The 14940-nt window shown below is 62.5% G+C and carries 9 protein-coding genes; 5 read left to right on the top strand and 4 right to left on the bottom strand.

What is annotated here, in order from left to right; genetic code table 11:
• Positions 1-16 precede the first annotated feature (16 nt).
• Positions 17-1930, top strand: coding sequence for an arginine decarboxylase (speA, locus tag ACVWSC_RS25860; RefSeq protein ID WP_442110051.1), 1914 nt, complete (start codon positions 17-19; stop codon positions 1928-1930).
• Positions 1931-2002: 72 nt separating this feature from the next.
• On the opposite strand, the gene ACVWSC_RS25855 is transcribed toward speA, so the two are convergent.
• The gene (locus ACVWSC_RS25855) at positions 2003-3346 is read right to left on the bottom strand and encodes an MATE family efflux transporter (protein ID WP_442110049.1); all 1344 of its coding nucleotides are present in this window, start codon (positions 3344-3346) and stop codon (positions 2003-2005) included.
• A 101-nt stretch (positions 3347-3447) separates the two neighbouring features.
• Here ACVWSC_RS25855 and ACVWSC_RS25850 point away from each other — a divergent pair, with 101 nt between their 5' ends.
• Entirely contained in the window at positions 3448-8358 is a 4911-nt protein-coding gene (locus tag ACVWSC_RS25850) for an alpha-2-macroglobulin family protein (RefSeq protein WP_442110047.1), read from the top strand.
• A gap of 83 nt (positions 8359-8441) precedes the next feature.
• On the opposite strand, the gene ACVWSC_RS25845 is transcribed toward ACVWSC_RS25850, so the two are convergent.
• Entirely contained in the window at positions 8442-8735 is a 294-nt protein-coding gene (locus ACVWSC_RS25845) for a hypothetical protein (protein ID WP_133216558.1), read from the bottom strand.
• Between the two features lie 104 nt (positions 8736-8839).
• On the opposite strand from ACVWSC_RS25845, the gene pbpC reads away from it, so the two are divergent.
• Both pbpC and ACVWSC_RS25835 read left to right on the top strand, forming a co-directional pair.
• Positions 8840-11194, top strand: a complete 2355-nt coding sequence (gene pbpC, locus ACVWSC_RS25840) for a peptidoglycan glycosyltransferase PbpC (protein ID WP_442110044.1) — start codon at positions 8840-8842, stop codon at positions 11192-11194.
• 74 nt (positions 11195-11268) lie between these two features.
• Positions 11269-12933, top strand: coding sequence for a ShlB/FhaC/HecB family hemolysin secretion/activation protein (locus tag ACVWSC_RS25835; RefSeq protein ID WP_442110042.1), 1665 nt, complete (start codon positions 11269-11271; stop codon positions 12931-12933).
• Positions 12934-13002: 69 nt separating this feature from the next.
• Here ACVWSC_RS25835 and ACVWSC_RS25830 read toward each other — a convergent pair whose 3' ends face one another.
• A complete protein-coding gene (locus ACVWSC_RS25830; protein WP_442110040.1) occupies positions 13003-13410 on the bottom strand; it encodes a response regulator in 408 nt (135 codons plus the stop codon).
• A 54-nt stretch (positions 13411-13464) separates the two neighbouring features.
• Positions 13465-13671 carry a Flp family type IVb pilin gene (locus tag ACVWSC_RS25825; RefSeq protein WP_442110039.1) on the bottom strand — a complete coding sequence of 69 codons (207 nt, stop codon included), beginning with the start codon at positions 13669-13671 and terminating at the stop codon, positions 13465-13467.
• Positions 13672-13991: 320 nt separating this feature from the next.
• Between ACVWSC_RS25825 and cpaB the strand changes: the two genes are divergently transcribed.
• Positions 13992-14924: a Flp pilus assembly protein CpaB gene (gene cpaB / locus ACVWSC_RS25820; RefSeq protein ID WP_442110037.1), complete on the top strand. Its 933-nt coding sequence runs from the start codon at positions 13992-13994 to the stop codon at positions 14922-14924.
• The last annotated feature ends 16 nt before the right edge of the window (positions 14925-14940 follow it).

Here is a 14940-nt window from a genome sequence, read left to right as displayed (position 1 = left end):
TATATAGGGGACTTCAATGTCCGTACGACGCACACGCAAAGATGATGGCAGCCAATGGACAGTTGCGGACAGCCGCAGTGTTTATGGGATTCGCCATTGGGGGGCCGGTTACTTCGCAATCAACGAGGCCGGCCGCGTCGAAGTTCGCCCTAACGGGCCAGGCAGTGCGCCGATCGATCTGTACGAGCAGGTCGACGAACTGCGCAAGAGCGGCCTGTCGCTGCCGCTGCTGGTGCGCTTCCCCGACATCCTGCAAGACCGCGTGCGCCAACTGACCGGTGCATTCGATGCCAATATTGCGCGTCTGGAATATCAGAGCCAGTACACCGCGTTGTACCCGATCAAGGTCAACCAGCAGGAAGCGGTGGTGGAAAACATCATCGCCACGCAAAACGTTTCCATTGGCCTTGAAGCCGGTTCCAAGCCTGAACTGCTGGCGGTACTGGCGCTGGCGCCAAAGGGCGGCACCATCGTCTGCAACGGTTACAAAGACCGTGAGTTCATTCGCCTGGCGCTGATGGGCCAGAAGCTCGGTCACAACGTCTTTATCGTTATCGAGAAAGAGTCGGAAGTAGGGCTGGTGATCGAAGAAGCCGCCGAGCTCAAGGTCAAGCCGCAGGTCGGCCTGCGCGTGCGCCTGTCGTCGCTGGCTTCGAGCAAGTGGGCTGATACCGGGGGTGAAAAGTCCAAGTTCGGCCTGTCGGCTGCGCAACTGATCTCGGTGGTTCAGCGCTTCCGTGATGCTGGCCTGGATCAAGGCATCCGCCTGCTGCACTTCCACATGGGCTCGCAGATCGCCAACCTGGCCGACTACCAGCACGGTTTCAAGGAAGCCATCCGTTACTACGGCGAACTGCGCGCGCTGGGCCTGCCGGTGGACCACATCGACGTCGGCGGTGGCCTGGGCGTTGACTACGACGGCACCCACTCGCGCAACGCCAGCTCGATCAACTACGACATGGATGACTACGCTGGTGTCGTGGTTGGCATGCTCAAAGAGTTCTGCGATGCCCAGGGCCTGCCGCATCCGCACATCTTCTCCGAGAGCGGCCGCTCGCTGACCGCGCACCACGCCATGCTGGTGATTCAGGTGACCGACGTCGAGAAACACAACGACGACGTGCCGACCATCGAAAACAAAGAAGCCCTGCCGGAAACCGTGCAGTGGCTGGCCGACCTGCTGGGCCCGACCGACCTGGAAATGGTCACCGAGACCTACTGGCGTGCTACCCACTACATGAGCGACGTAGCCGCCCAGTATGCCGACGGCAAAATCACCCTGGCTGAAAAAGCCCTGGCCGAGCAGTGCTACTTCGCCGTTTGCCGCCGCCTGCACAACTCGCTCAAGGCCCATCAGCGTTCGCACCGTCAGGTGCTGGACGAACTGAACGACAAGCTCGCCGACAAGTACATCTGCAACTTCTCGGTGTTCCAGAGCTTGCCGGACACCTGGGCCATCGGCCAGGTCCTGCCGATCATCCCGCTGCACCGCCTGAACGAAGAACCGCTGCGCCGCGCCGTGCTGCAAGATTTGACCTGCGACTCCGACGGCAAGATCAACCAGTACGTCGATGAGCAAAGCATCGAAACCAGCATGCCGGTCCACAGCGTCAACGAAGGTGAGGACTACCTGCTGGGCGTATTCCTGGTGGGTGCTTACCAGGAAATTCTTGGCGACATGCACAACCTGTTTGGTGACACCGACTCGGTGAACATCTACCAGAACCCGAACGGCAGCGTGTACCACGCCGGTATCGAGACCCACGACACCATCGAAGACATGCTGCGCTACGTGCACCTGTCGCCGGAGGAGTTGATGACTCACTACCGTGACAAATGCGCCAGCGCCAAGATCACCGCGCGTGAAAAGACCCAGTTCCTCGACGCCTTGCGTCTGGGGCTGACGCGTTCGTCGTACCTGTCGAGCTGATGCAATCGCGGGGCAAGCCCGCTCCCACCGAGTCACTAACTCCAGGTGGGAGCGGGCTTGCCCCGCGATGCTTTATTGACCCACAAACCACCCATCACGCCGCTGCAACCGCCAGCCCATCACCGCGAGTGTCACCCCGCGCAAGGCCATGAACAGCAAAAAGCCCAACCACAAACCGTGGTTGCCCAGGCTTTTGGCGGCATAGGCCACCGGCAAGGCCAGGGCCACGCTGATCAACATGCCGTTGCGCATCTCCCGCGCCCGGGTCGCACCAATGAACAAGCCATCGAGCAGGTAACTCCACACCGCCACCAGCGGCAACAAGGCCAGATAAGGCAGGTACTGGTAGGCCGTGATGCGCACGCTTTCGATGTCGGTCTGCAGGTTGATGAACAGATGGCCGCCGAACAGAAACAGTGCGGCGAAGCCACTGCTGGCCAGCAACGACCAGCCGCACGCCACGGTCAGCGAACGACGCAAGGCCGACCGGTCGCCGGCACCGATGGCGTGGCCGCACAAGGCCTCGACCGCATGGGCCAGACCATCCAGCGCATAAGCCGTGAGCAGCAGGCCATTGAGCAGCAGGGCATTGGCGGCAACGGTAGATTCACCGAGGCGCGCGCCTTGTGCGGTGATCAGGAAGAACACCGCCTGCAAGGCCAGGCTGCGGATGAAGATGTCGCGGTTGACGGCCAGCAGTGGCCGCCAGTTTTGCCAGCGGGCGAGCAAAGCCCAGGCGACCCTGCCGGGATAGGCGCGCAAGGCCGGTCGGGTCAGGGCCAGGCCGAGCAGGACGGCACTCCACTCGGCAATCACCGAGGCCCGTGCCGAGCCCAGCACACCCCAGTCCAGACCGAGCACGAACCACAGGTTCAGGGTGATGTTGAGCAGGTTGGTGGTCAACATGATCGCCAGCGGTGCCCGCGCGTTCTGGGTACCCAGGAACCAGCCAACCAAGGCAAAACTCGCCAGGGCCGCAGGCAGGCCGAGCAATCGGGTCTGGAAGAAATCCAGGGTCGATTGCTCCAATGCCGCCGACGGCTGCATCAACTGCAGGGCCAGGTGGCTGAAGGGCAGGGCGAGCACGCCCAGTAGCAGGGCAAACAACATTGCCAGCAGCAACCCTTGCACCAGCACCTGGCGCAACGCCGCACCATCGGCGCGCCCGGCGGCCTGGGCGGCAAAGCCGGTGGAGCCCATGCGCAGAAAGCCCATCACCCAGGCCAGAAAGGTGTACAGGCTGGCGCCGACGGCAACGGCACCGAGCTGATGGGCATGGGGAAGGTGGCCAATCACGGCGCTGTCGACCAGCGCTACCAGGGGGACGGAAATATTCGACAGTATCATCGGCGCGGCCAGCGCCCAGACCTTGTGGTGGGTCGGGCGGTCGCGCCAGTCGCTCAGCAATCGGGACATGTTGGCTCCAGGCAAGCGGCATATTGTAGCTGCACGGCCCGGGAACGGCGTTGTTGATATATAGTTCTTCCCTCAGAACCTGCTGCTAAAGAGTTTTCTCCATGCTCAACAAAGGATTGTTGCTGGCCTGTGCGCTGGCCTTGCTCAGTGCCTGTGACTCGTCTGCTCCAGACAAGCCGGCCCCGGCACCTGCGCCTGTATCAACACCGGCCCAGACCGAGGATGCGGCCAAACCTGCCCGTGAAGACGCCGCAACCCTGGCCAAGCGTTATGCCGGTCGCGAGCTGAGCGTGGTGGATGTCTCGGAAGTGCAGGTCGATGGCGCCAGTGCCCTGTCCCTGAGCTTCTCGGTGCCGCTGGATGCGCAGCAGAACTTCGCTGAGCGGGTGCACCTGGTCGATACCGTCAAAGGCAAGGTCGATGGTGCCTGGGAACTGTCCGACAACGGCATGGAACTGCGCCTGCGCCATCTGGAGCCGCAACGCAAGTTGGTGCTGACCATCGATGCCGGCCTTGAGGCAGTCAATGGCAAACGCCTGGCCGCCGAGTCGATCAGCCGCCTGGAAACCCGCGACATGCAGGCCACCATCGGCTTTGCCAGCCGTGGCTCGTTGCTGCCGACGCGCCTGGCCGAAGGGCTGCCGGTGATCGCCCTGAACGTCAACAAGGTCGATGTCGAGTTCTTCCGCATCAAGCCGGAAAAGCTCTCGCCGTTCCTCAGCGCCTGGGGCCGCAACAGCAGCCTGTATTACTACCAGTCGAAAGAAACCCTGGATATGGCCGACCTGGTCTACAGCGGCCGTTTCGACCTCAACCCGGCGCGCAACACGCGTGAAACGGTATTGCTGCCGATTGCCGGAATCAAACAATTGCAGGAGCCGGGCGTGTACCTGGCGGTGATGCGCGCTTCGGGTACCTACGACTACTCGCAGCCGGCCACCCTGTTCACCCTCAGCGATATCGGCGTATCGGCGCACCGTTACCAGAACCGCATGGACGTTTTCACCCAGGGGCTGGAAGGTGGCAAGGCGCTGAACGACGTCAACCTGGAACTGCTCGATGGCGAAGGCCGGGTGCTGGCCCAGGGCAAGACCGACAGCGACGGCCACGCCCAACTGCCGATGCCGCCGAAAGCCGAAACCTTGCTGGCACACCAGGGCGTGCACACCACCATGCTGCGCCTGAACAGTGCCGCGCTGGACCTGGCCGAATTCGACATCACCGGCCCGCAGGCCAACCCCCTGCAGTTTTTCGTGTTCGGCCCGCGTGACCTCTACCGGCCCGGCGAAACCGTGCTGCTCAACGGCCTGCTGCGCGACCAGGATGGCCGCCCGCTCAAGCCGCAGCCGGTCACGGTGGAAGTGCGTCGGCCGGATGAGCAAGTGAGCCGCAAGTTCGTCTGGGAGCCGAGCAGTAATGGCCTGTACCAGTATCAACTGCAGCTGGCCACTGAAGCCCCGACCGGTCGCTGGCAGTTGCTGTTCGACCTTGGCGGCGGCAAGAAGCAGGTCTATGAATTTCTGGTCGAAGACTTCCTGCCAGAGCGTCTGGCCCTGGAGCTCAAGGGCAGCGAAACGCCGTTGAGTCCGGAAGAGACCGCCGAGATTGCCGTCAATGGCCGTTACCTGTACGGCGCTCCGGCCGCGGGTAACCGCTTGAGCGGTCAGGCGTATCTGCGGCCGTTGCGTGAAGCGGTGCCGGCGTTGCCAGGCTATCAGTTCGGCTCGATCACCGAGACCGAGCTGAGTCAGGACCTGGAGCTCGATGAAGTCGCCCTCGACGCCAACGGCAAGACCACGCTAAGCATCGAGAGCAAATGGTCTGAGGCCCGCTCGCCGCTGCAATTGACTGTACAGGCCAGCCTGCAGGAATCCGGCGGCCGCCCGATTACCCGGCGCCTGGAGCAGCCGATCTGGCCGTCCACGCGGCTGCCAGGTTTGCGCGGCCTGTTCGACGGTGAAGAAACCGACAGCGACGGCCCGGTGGAATTCGAGGTACTGGTTGCCGACCGCGACGGCAACAAACTGGGCGCCAACAACCTCAAGGTGCGCCTGATCCGGGAGCGTCGTGACTACTACTGGAACTACTCGCAGAGTGACGGCTGGAGCTACAACTACAACGAGAAATTCCTTACCCAGAGTGAAGAGACGGTCAACGTCAAGGCCGGCTCCACCGCCAAGCTGACCTTCCTGGTTGAATGGGGCCCGTACCGCGTAGAGGTTGAAGACCCGCAGACCGGGCTGGTGTCCAGCGAGCGTTTCTGGGCCGGTTACCGGGCCCAGGACAACGCCGACGGCGGCGCGGTGCGTCCGGACCAGGTCAAGCTGGCGCTGGACAAACCCTCCTATGGCGATGGCGCCACCGCCAACGTAACCGTCACTGCGCCTGCGGCCGGTACCGGTTACCTGATGGTCGAGTCCAGTGACGGTCCGCTGTGGTGGCAAGAGATCGACGTGCCGGCTGAAGGCAAGACCTTCGCAGTCAATATCGACCGTAAGTGGGCACGTCATGACCTGTACGTCAGTGCCCTGGTGATCCGCCCGGGCGAGCGCAAGGTCAATGCCACGCCCAAGCGTGCCGTTGGGGTCTTGCACCTGCCGCTCGATCGCGCCGAGCGCAAGCTGGCAGTAACGCTCACGGCACCGGAAAAAATGCGGCCCAAGCAGCCGCTGACGGTCAAGGTTCAGGCGCGCAATGCCGACGGCAGCGTGCCCAAGCAAGTGCATGTGCTGCTGGCTGCGGTAGACGTCGGCATCCTCAACATTACCGACTACAAAACCCCAGACCCCTTCACGGGCATGTTCGGACGCAAGGCCTACGGTGCCGACCAACTGGACATTTACGGCCAGTTGATCGAAGCCGGGCAGGGCCGCTTGGCCAGCCTGGCTTTTGGTGGTGACGCGGCGATGGCCAAAGGTGGCAAGCGTCCGAGCACCAGCATCACCATCGTCGCTCAGCAAAGCATGCCGGTGACCTTGAACGAAAACGGCGAGGGCGAGGCCAGCGTCGATATCCCCGACTTCAACGGTGAACTGCGCCTGATGGCCCAGGCCTGGACCGACGAGCACTTCGGTGTGGCAGAAGGCAAGACCGTGGTTGCCGCACCTTTGATCGCCGAGCTGTCGGCTCCGCGTTTCCTTGCTGGCGGCGACAGCACCACATTGGCCCTGGATGTATCGAACCTGTCGGGCCAAGCGCAAAAACTCAACGTCCGCATGAGCACCGAAGGCCAGCTGAGCCTGATGGGGGCCGCAGAGCAAAGCCTGGCGCTGAACCAAGGCCAACGAGTCACCTTGCTGATGCCGGTGCAGGCCAGCGGTGGTCTGGGCCAAGGCAAGGTCAAGGTAGAGGTGCAGGGCCTGCAGCTGCCGGGTGAAACGGCCACGGCGTTCAGCCGTGAGTGGACCTTGGGCGTTCGTCCGGCCTATCCGGCCATGCTCAAGCACTACCGGGTAGCGCTCAACGATCAGCCGTGGAGCCTGCCAGAAGCGGATCTGGCCGAGTTCGAGCCGGATGGCCTGGAGGGCATGCTGGCCGTGTCCAGCCGTCCGCCGTTGAACCTGGCCGAGCAGATCCGGGCGCTGGAAGCCTACCCCTATGGCTGCCTGGAGCAGACCACCAGTGGCTTGTACCCTTCGCTGTATGCTGACGCGGCGACCCTCAAGCGCCTGGGTATCAGCGGCGAGCCAGCCGAGGTGCGCAAGCGCAAGATCGAAATGGGCATCGAGCATCTGCTGGGTATGCAGCGCTACAACGGCAGCTTCGGCCTGTGGAGTTCCGACAGCGAGGAAGAGTACTGGTTGACCGCCTACGTCACCGACTTCCTCCTGCGTGCCCGCGAGCAAGGCTACGCCGTGCCTGCCGAAGCGCTGAAGAAAGCCAGTGAGCGCCTGCTGCGTTACCTGCAGGAGCGCAACCTGATCGAGGCCGGCTACAGCAGCAACGGCGACCACAGCCGTTTTGCCGTGCAAGCCTATGCAGGCCTGGTACTCGCGCGTACTCAGCAGGCGCCGCTGGGTGCCCTGCGCAGTTTGTTCGAACGGCGTAGCGATGCGCGTTCCGGGCTGCCGTTGGTGCAGTTGGCTATCGCGCTGGAGAAGATGGGTGACAAGCCGCGCTCGGCAACGGCGTTGCAGGCAGGGCTGGCGGTGGAGCGTGATGGGCGGAACTGGTTGGGCGACTACGGCAGCCCGGTGCGTGACCAGGCCTTGATCCTGGCCTTGCTCGAAGAAAACAACCTGGCCAGCAACGTTGTTGATCAACGCCTGTTCCAGTTGTCCGATCAGATTGCTGCAAGTCAGTGGTTGTCGACCCAGGAGCGTAACGCCTTGTTCCTCGCCGGTCGTGGCTTGCTGAACAAGCCTGAAGGCCAGTGGTCGGCGCGTCTGGACAGCGCCGGTGAACTGCGCGACCTGAACAACAGCGAGTCTGGTTTGAAACTGGAAGGGCCGCTGCTGGCTTCGCCGCTGACCGTACAGAACCAGGGCAGCGAGACGCTGTACCAGCAATTGACCCTGTCCGGTTATCCACGTAACGCCCCGGCACCGAGCCAGAAAGGCCTGAACATTCGTCGTGAGTACCTGGGCATGAATGGTGAGCCGCTGAACATCCACGCGCTCAACAGTGGTGACCTGGTGCTGGTGCACCTGGTGTTGAACACCAACACCTATGTGCCGGATGCCTTGGTGGTCGATCTGCTGCCTGCCGGGCTTGAGCTGGAAAACCAGAACCTGGCGCAGAGCGCAGCGAGTCTGGACAACGCCAGCAGCGCGGTCAAAGAGTGGCGCGAGGCGATGCAGAACGCCAACATTGTGCATCAGGAATTCCGTGATGATCGCTATGTCGCGGCGCTGCCGGTGAACAACTATGGCTTGACGCACCTGCTGTACCTGGCGCGTGCGGTTACTCCGGGTACCTACCGAGTGCCGCCGCCACAGTTCGAATCGATGTACCGGCCGAACCTGCAGGCCGTCGGGGAGTCAGGCGGCGAAATGGTCATCAAAGGCCGCTAACCTGCTGATGTAGGAGCGGGCTTGCCCCGCGATCGCGATGTGTCAGGTACACCGCGATCGCGGGGCAAGCCCGCTCCCACCCTTTAATGGATGATCCAGCTCAACACCCACAAGCCCAGCACCAGCCAGATGATGCCGAGTATGATCGAGGCACGCATAAAGGCTCGGATCGCCGAGTACAGCAACATCAGGCCAATGATCAGAGCGATGATGCTGACCAGCGAGGTGTCCATGCCCAGTGTGCGCGCCAGGCCATCAATGAAGTTGCCACCGGCGTTGGCCAGCAGGTTGAACAACCCGCTCAAACCATCGACAACAAAGCGGATCAGCGCGCCCAGCGCCTGGCCCAGCCACTCGAAAAAACCTTCTACATGCATAGTTGCTTCCTGATGATCGTCGCGGCGAGTCTGCCGTTGCCACAGCTTTGGCCATGCCTTGGCCCGCTCGGTTCCCTGCCCACCGCTAGCGACGGGGAGGTTTGATGCTCAGCTTAGCTCGCCCGCTCAGCCCAATGGCAAAACGCCTTTGCATTGTTTCGGCAGTTGTCGGTGTGCTGTGCGCGCTCGTGTGGATGGCCGACCGCATCTGGCCGTTGCCCTTGCCTAAAGACGACCTGGCCCGGGTGGTACTGGCCGAAGATGGCACGCCGCTGTGGCGTTTTGCCGATGCCGAAGGCGTGTGGCGCTATCCGGTCAGTGCTGATCAGGTGTCGCCTTACTATTTGCAGGCGCTGCTGACCTACGAGGACCGCTGGTTTTACCAGCACCCGGGTGTGAATCCGTTGGCACTGGGGCGGGCTGCCTGGCAAAACCTGCAGGGTGGGCGGGTGGTGTCGGGCGGCAGCACGTTGTCGATGCAAGTGGCCCGATTGCTCGATCCGCATTCACGGACCTTGCCGGGCAAACTGCGGCAGTTGTGGCGCACCGCGCAGCTGGAGTGGCATTTGAGCAAGGCGCAGATTCTTGAGCTGTACCTCAATCGCGCGCCCTTTGGCGGCACCTTGCAAGGGGTGGCCGCCGCCAGTTGGGCGTATCTGGGCAAGTCGCCCTTGCACCTGACGCCGTCGGAGGCGGCCATGCTCGCGGTGCTGCCCCAAGCCCCGAGCCGCTTGCGCCCTGACCGGCACCCGGCCCGCGCCCAGTTGGCCCGCGACAAAGTGCTCAAGCGTCTGGCCGAGTACGACGTCTGGCCGGCGCAGCGGGTTACCGAGGCGATGGAAGAACCTCTGCTGTTCGCGCCGCGCCAGGAGCCAGCGCTGGCGCCGTTGCTGGCGCGACGCCTGAACCGTCCGCACAGCCCACCGCTGATCCGCACCACCCTCGATGCCTCGCTGCAGCGCCGTCTGGAGGACTTGTTGCTGGGCTGGCGTGCGCGACTGCCCGAGCGTACCTCGGCAGCGATTCTGGTGGTGGAAGCGCAGAATATGGCGGTGCGCGCCTACCTGGGTTCGGTGGACCTGAACGACGAGCGCCGCTTCGGGCATGTCGACATGATCACCGCCTTGCGCTCGCCGGGCTCGACGCTCAAACCCTTCCTTTACGGCATGGCCATGGACGATGGCCTGATTCATTCCGAATCCTTGCTGCAGGATGTGCCACGCCGTTACGGCGACTACCGCCCGGGGAATTTCTCCATGGGCTTCAGTGGCCCGGTGGCGGCCAGTTCTGCATTGGCGCTGTCGCTGAACCTGCCTGCGGTGCAGTTGCTGGAAGCCTATGGACCCAAGCGTTTTGCCGCACAGATGCGCAACGGTGGCGTGCCGCTGACCCTGCCACCGTTGGCTGAACCCAACCTGTCGTTGATCCTCGGCGGGGCGGGTAGCTGCCTGGAAGATCTGGTCGCAGGCTACGGCGCCCTGTCGCGCGGCGGTTTGAGTGCGCCGATGCGCTTGCAACCGGATGCGCCGCTGCTAGAGCGTCGTTTGCTGTCGCCGGGCAGCGCCTGGATCATTCGCCGCATTCTCAGTGGCCAGGCCCGACCGGACCGTGACCCGCATGCCGAGCTGGTCCAGCGTCCGCTGTTGGCCTGGAAGACCGGCACCAGCTATGGCTTTCGCGATGCCTGGTCGATTGGCGTCGGGCCGCGCTATCTGATCGGTATCTGGATTGGCCGGCCCGATGGCACGCCGGTGCCCGGACAGTTTGGTCTGGCCTCGGCGGCGCCCTTGATGCTGCAGGTGCATGACGTGCTGAGCAATCGCGACAGTCAGCGCGGTATCAGCGTGCCGGTGGCAGCGGTGCCTAGCAATATCGGCGTGGCTGCGATTTGCTGGCCGCTGGGCCAACCGCTGGCCCGGCAAGATACCAATTGCCGACGCCAGCGTTTTGCCTGGACCCTGGACGGCACCACACCACCGACCTTGCAAGCGGCTGACCAACCTTTGAGTGTCGGTTTGCGCGAAAGCGTCTGGGTGAACGCACAAGGGTTGCGGGTCGATGCCAGTTGCCCGGGGGCGCAGGCCAAGGACATTGCCTTGTGGCCCGCACCGCTGGAGCCGTGGTTGCCGCGCCTGGAACGTCGCGAAGCGCGTTTGCCGAAGATCGATCCGGTCTGCCCGCCACAGGTACCGGCCAGCGCACCGCCATTGTCCATCGTCGGCGTGCGTGAAGGTGATCAGTTGCGGCGCCCGGCCACCAGCAATGAGCCGCTGCGCCTTGAGCTTTCCGCCTTGGGCGGCAGTGGTCGGCGCTGGTGGTTCCTCAATGGCGCGCCACTCGGTGAGACGCTGGGCCAGGCGCAATTGAGCGCGCGCTTCGAACAGATCGGGCGTGTCGAGTTGAGTGCCCTGGATGAAAGTGGCCAGACCGCACGCGTGCAGTTTCAGATCAATGAGTGAGCGGCCGCAGCGCTGATTAGACGACCGCGCGGCCACCACCTACGCTTGAAGCTGTCAGGATCATGGAGCGTCGAATGCGTCCGTTGGCCGCCGCGGTTCTCAGTCTTTGTTGGGCTAGCGGGCTGAGCGCCGAACCACTGCCACGTTATCTCAACACCAGCGAAGTCGAGCGCAACCTGCCGACGCCCAATCTGCCGGTCGATAGCTATCGCCCCGGCGCTCCGGCCCTGCACATCGAACTACCGGCGCCTCAGGTGCCGCTTGTGGATAACAGCAGCCGCTTTTATCTGCACAAGGTGCGTTTCGAGGGCGGCACGCTTTATCCGTTGAGCGACCTGCGGGACAACTACCAGCACCTGGTCGATCACCAAGTCAGCGTGGCTGAACTGCTGGAAGCGACCCAGCGCCTGACCCGGCGTTACCAGCAAGACGGCTACCTGTTGTCTTACGCCTACCTGCCGCCACAGGATTTTGCTGACGGCCGGGTGCTGGTGGTGCTGGTCGAGGGTTACATTAGCGACTACGCGCTCCAGGGTGATATAGGCCCGGCCTCAGCTTACCTGGACACGCTGGCGGGCAAACTCAAAACCGAGCGTCCGCTCACCCGGCAAAGCCTGGAGCGTTACACCGCGTTGATGAACCGCGTGCCGGGGGTGACGGTTGAAGCTCAGGTGGTGCCGGGTGATACCGACGGCGCCAATACCTTGAACGTGCAGGCCAGGCGCAAACCGTTCAGTGCCCGGCTGGACCTGAGCGAGGGTAGCCGAGAAGATTTTCAGGCACTGCTCAGTGCCAGCAGCAACGCCCAGACGGCACTGGCCGAGCAGGTTAGCTTCAGCGCGCTGACGCCCCCCGGTGACCTCCACGAGCATTACTACCGCTTGGACTACGCCCAGTACGTCGATGCTCAGGGCACGCAACTGAACCTGTCTGCCGCCAGCTTTCGTGGCGACTCAAGTGCACGGGTGCGGCTGAACAACGGCACTGACCTCAGGCAACAGCGTAAGTACGACCACTATTCAGTGGGCCTGAGCCAGACGTTAATTGCTGCGCCCAACGAATGGCTTGGCGTCGCGGGGCGCTTGTACGTGACCAACGACGATACGGATTACCAGGCGATTGGCTTAACCCAGAAAACCAGCACGCACACTGACCTGCGTGCGGTGGCATTCGAAGGTGACTGGCGCCAGAGCGACGCTGGGCAATTGCGTATCGTCAGTGCAGGTGCCTATCAGGGTATGGATTACCTGGGCGCGGATACTGATGGAGACATCGACCTGGACTTCCTCCACCTGCGTGTGTCCGGGCTGCAGAGCAATCGGTTTTTTGATCAGTGGCAGGGCGTAGTGTCGGCGGCGTTGCACTGGAGCAACGACAGCCTGCCGGACAGTGAACGGGTGGTATTTGGTGGCCAGACCTTCGCGCGTGGCTACCCTGTCGACCAGGCTTCGGGTGACAAGGGCTGGGGCGTGGCCTACGAGTTGAACTACAGCTTCAGGCACGACAGCGACTGGCTTAAATTAGTGCAGCCTTATGCGGCCGTGGATGCCGCACGTAGCTGGTTCAATGAGCTGGAAATACGTGATTCACGCTTGTCCTCAGCGGCGCTTGGGGTACGGGTAGGTGATGGCCGTTCCTACAACCTGTCGCTTGAAGCCGCCAAACCGATGTCAGACATCGCCCTGGACAGCCTCAACCGGCAGCCGCGATTTACCGTGAGTTTCAGCTTCCAACTGTAGGAGCGGGCTTGCCCCGCGATTAGCCGATAACAGGCACACCGCATCGCGGGGCAAGCCCGCTCCTACCGGTTAGTTCACCAGGTGCAGGCGGGGTTTGGGGAAGAGGTTTTCCAGGGTTTCCAACAGACGGATGTGATAGATCGGCTTGCGAAACAGGTCCAGCACCTGGAGGCGCAATAGGTCACTGATGTCGTCCATGTCAGCGTGGCCGGAAGTGACAATCACCGGCAAGTGCTGGCGGGCAGTGTGCTCGCGCAAACGCTTGATCAGTGAGATGCCGCTTTCTTCCGGCATGCGCAGATCGGTAATCACCAGCGCCACGTCCGGGTGGCGGGTGAGCTGTTGCAGGGCAAGTTTCACTGAGGTTGCCGTATGGCAACAGAAGCCCTCGCCCTCAAGCAGCTCGGCAAGTTCCAGCAAGGCGTCCTCTTCATCATCCACCAAGAGAATCTGTTGTCGCAGGGAAGAGGTCGGCATGGTGTGTTCCTGATTCAGGGCGAATATCCCAGCTCAATGCTGCGAACCTACAGATCATTGTGGAGGGGCAACGTCGCCAGCTTTCTCCATGGAGGTTTTGACATTGGTAAAAATCGTTTTGACGTCATCAGAGATGGGGCCGACAAACGCACTCAGCACCACCGCCACCATCGCCGCAGCAATCGCATACTCGATGCCCGAGGCGCCATCCTTGCGGTAGAAGAAATCTTTGCAGCTCTTGAGGATTCGGGAAACACGCATGGCACTTCTCCTGGCGCGCAAGGCGCTGATGGCGGGGGATGTTCGATGATTCCCCTTTGCCACCACAGCATCGTCAAACCCCGAATCTCCGGCAAATGTAACAAGGCATTAATCACAAAGTGATAGTGGCTTATTGACGTCAGTAACCTGTTGTTTCCACGGGGTGGCGGATTTGCGATGGAAAAAATTCTGACGGCTAATGGCATTTTGACTCTGCTGGGCTACCTTCAAATAGCGAAATAGTTACTTCCGATGACAACGGTGTGTGCGGGTTCACAGCTGGGTGCAAAGGACGAATACGGGTATCAGGAAGGGCCGGCATGAGCAGTCGCATTACCATCATCCTCGCTGGCGTGTTTCTGCTGGGTGCCTTGTTCGCCGGTTACTGGGGCTTGCTGTTGAGCCGTCCAGCGGTTGAACCGGTTACCGTTGCCGCAGCACCCACCACAGCGCCTGTGCCCGTCGCTGCGCAGGTCAGCGCCAACATTGCCGATGAGCTGCGCCAACCGGTCGTGGTACTGCGCCGTGATATTGCGCCTTACACCCCGCTGACTGCCGAAGACCTTGCGCTGGAGCGCCTGCAAGTGGCGCCTGCCGGTAGTTTTCACAGTGTTGAGCAGGTGCTTGGGCGCAGCAGCTGGCGACCGTTGCGTGCAGGTACCTGGCTGGAGCAGGGCAGCTTTGACGCCGGTGGCCCGCTGGCGCGCATGATCCGCCCGCATGAACGCGCCCTGGCCCTGGCCATCGATGATGTGGTCGGTGCGGCAGGGCAGTTGAGCCCTGGCGACTACGTTGATGTGTTGTTGTACCTGCGCGAGGAAAACCACAACCCGCAGGCCAGCGCGCAAGTGGCTTTACCGGCGCTGCGGGTGCTCAGTGTCGGCGCGCAGTTGGGGCTGGGCAATGATGGTCAGCCGGTGCAGGCACTGAATGAAAAAGACCGTCAGGAACAACTGCGCAACGCTGCACGCACGGTGGTGCTGGCCGTCCCCGCAGCGCTGGTCAGTCGTCTGTTGCTCGCAGCCCAGGCCGGTAGTTTGCGCCTGGCGGTGCGCAGCGCCGAAGAACAACGTTTGGCCCGCTACTGGGCTGACCCGCACAGCAGCGCTGCCGAAGTCGACACCGCCAATCGCGAACTCTATCGCTTCAGCCAGCTAGCGCAGGCACCTGCTTCCCCGGCTGTCGCCAGCTCAACGCCACGTCGTGGCATGGAGATCATCCGCGGTAATCAATCCAGTCAACCAACCCCCTGACCAAGCAAGGATGCCC

The organism is Pseudomonas sp. NUPR-002 (genome assembly GCF_056322725.1).
This window is presented reverse-complemented; position numbering and strand designations above follow the sequence as displayed.

What these genes read in the sequence shown, in the direction of transcription:
- pbpC (WP_442110044.1), top strand. Translation starts at nt 8,840, where the DNA reads ATGCTCAGCTTAGCTCGCCCGCTCAGCCCAATGGCAAAACGCCTTTGC.
- ACVWSC_RS25825 (WP_442110039.1), bottom strand. Translation starts at nt 13,671, where the DNA reads ATGCGTGTTTCCCGAATCCTCAAGAGCTGCAAAGATTTCTTCTACCGC.
- speA (WP_442110051.1), top strand. Translation starts at nt 17, where the DNA reads ATGTCCGTACGACGCACACGCAAAGATGATGGCAGCCAATGGACAGTT.
- cpaB (WP_442110037.1), top strand. Translation starts at nt 13,992, where the DNA reads ATGAGCAGTCGCATTACCATCATCCTCGCTGGCGTGTTTCTGCTGGGT.
- ACVWSC_RS25855 (WP_442110049.1), bottom strand. Translation starts at nt 3,346, where the DNA reads ATGTCCCGATTGCTGAGCGACTGGCGCGACCGCCCGACCCACCACAAG.
- ACVWSC_RS25850 (WP_442110047.1), top strand. Translation starts at nt 3,448, where the DNA reads ATGCTCAACAAAGGATTGTTGCTGGCCTGTGCGCTGGCCTTGCTCAGT.
- ACVWSC_RS25830 (WP_442110040.1), bottom strand. Translation starts at nt 13,410, where the DNA reads ATGCCGACCTCTTCCCTGCGACAACAGATTCTCTTGGTGGATGATGAA.
- ACVWSC_RS25845 (WP_133216558.1), bottom strand. Translation starts at nt 8,735, where the DNA reads ATGCATGTAGAAGGTTTTTTCGAGTGGCTGGGCCAGGCGCTGGGCGCG.
- ACVWSC_RS25835 (WP_442110042.1), top strand. Translation starts at nt 11,269, where the DNA reads ATGCGTCCGTTGGCCGCCGCGGTTCTCAGTCTTTGTTGGGCTAGCGGG.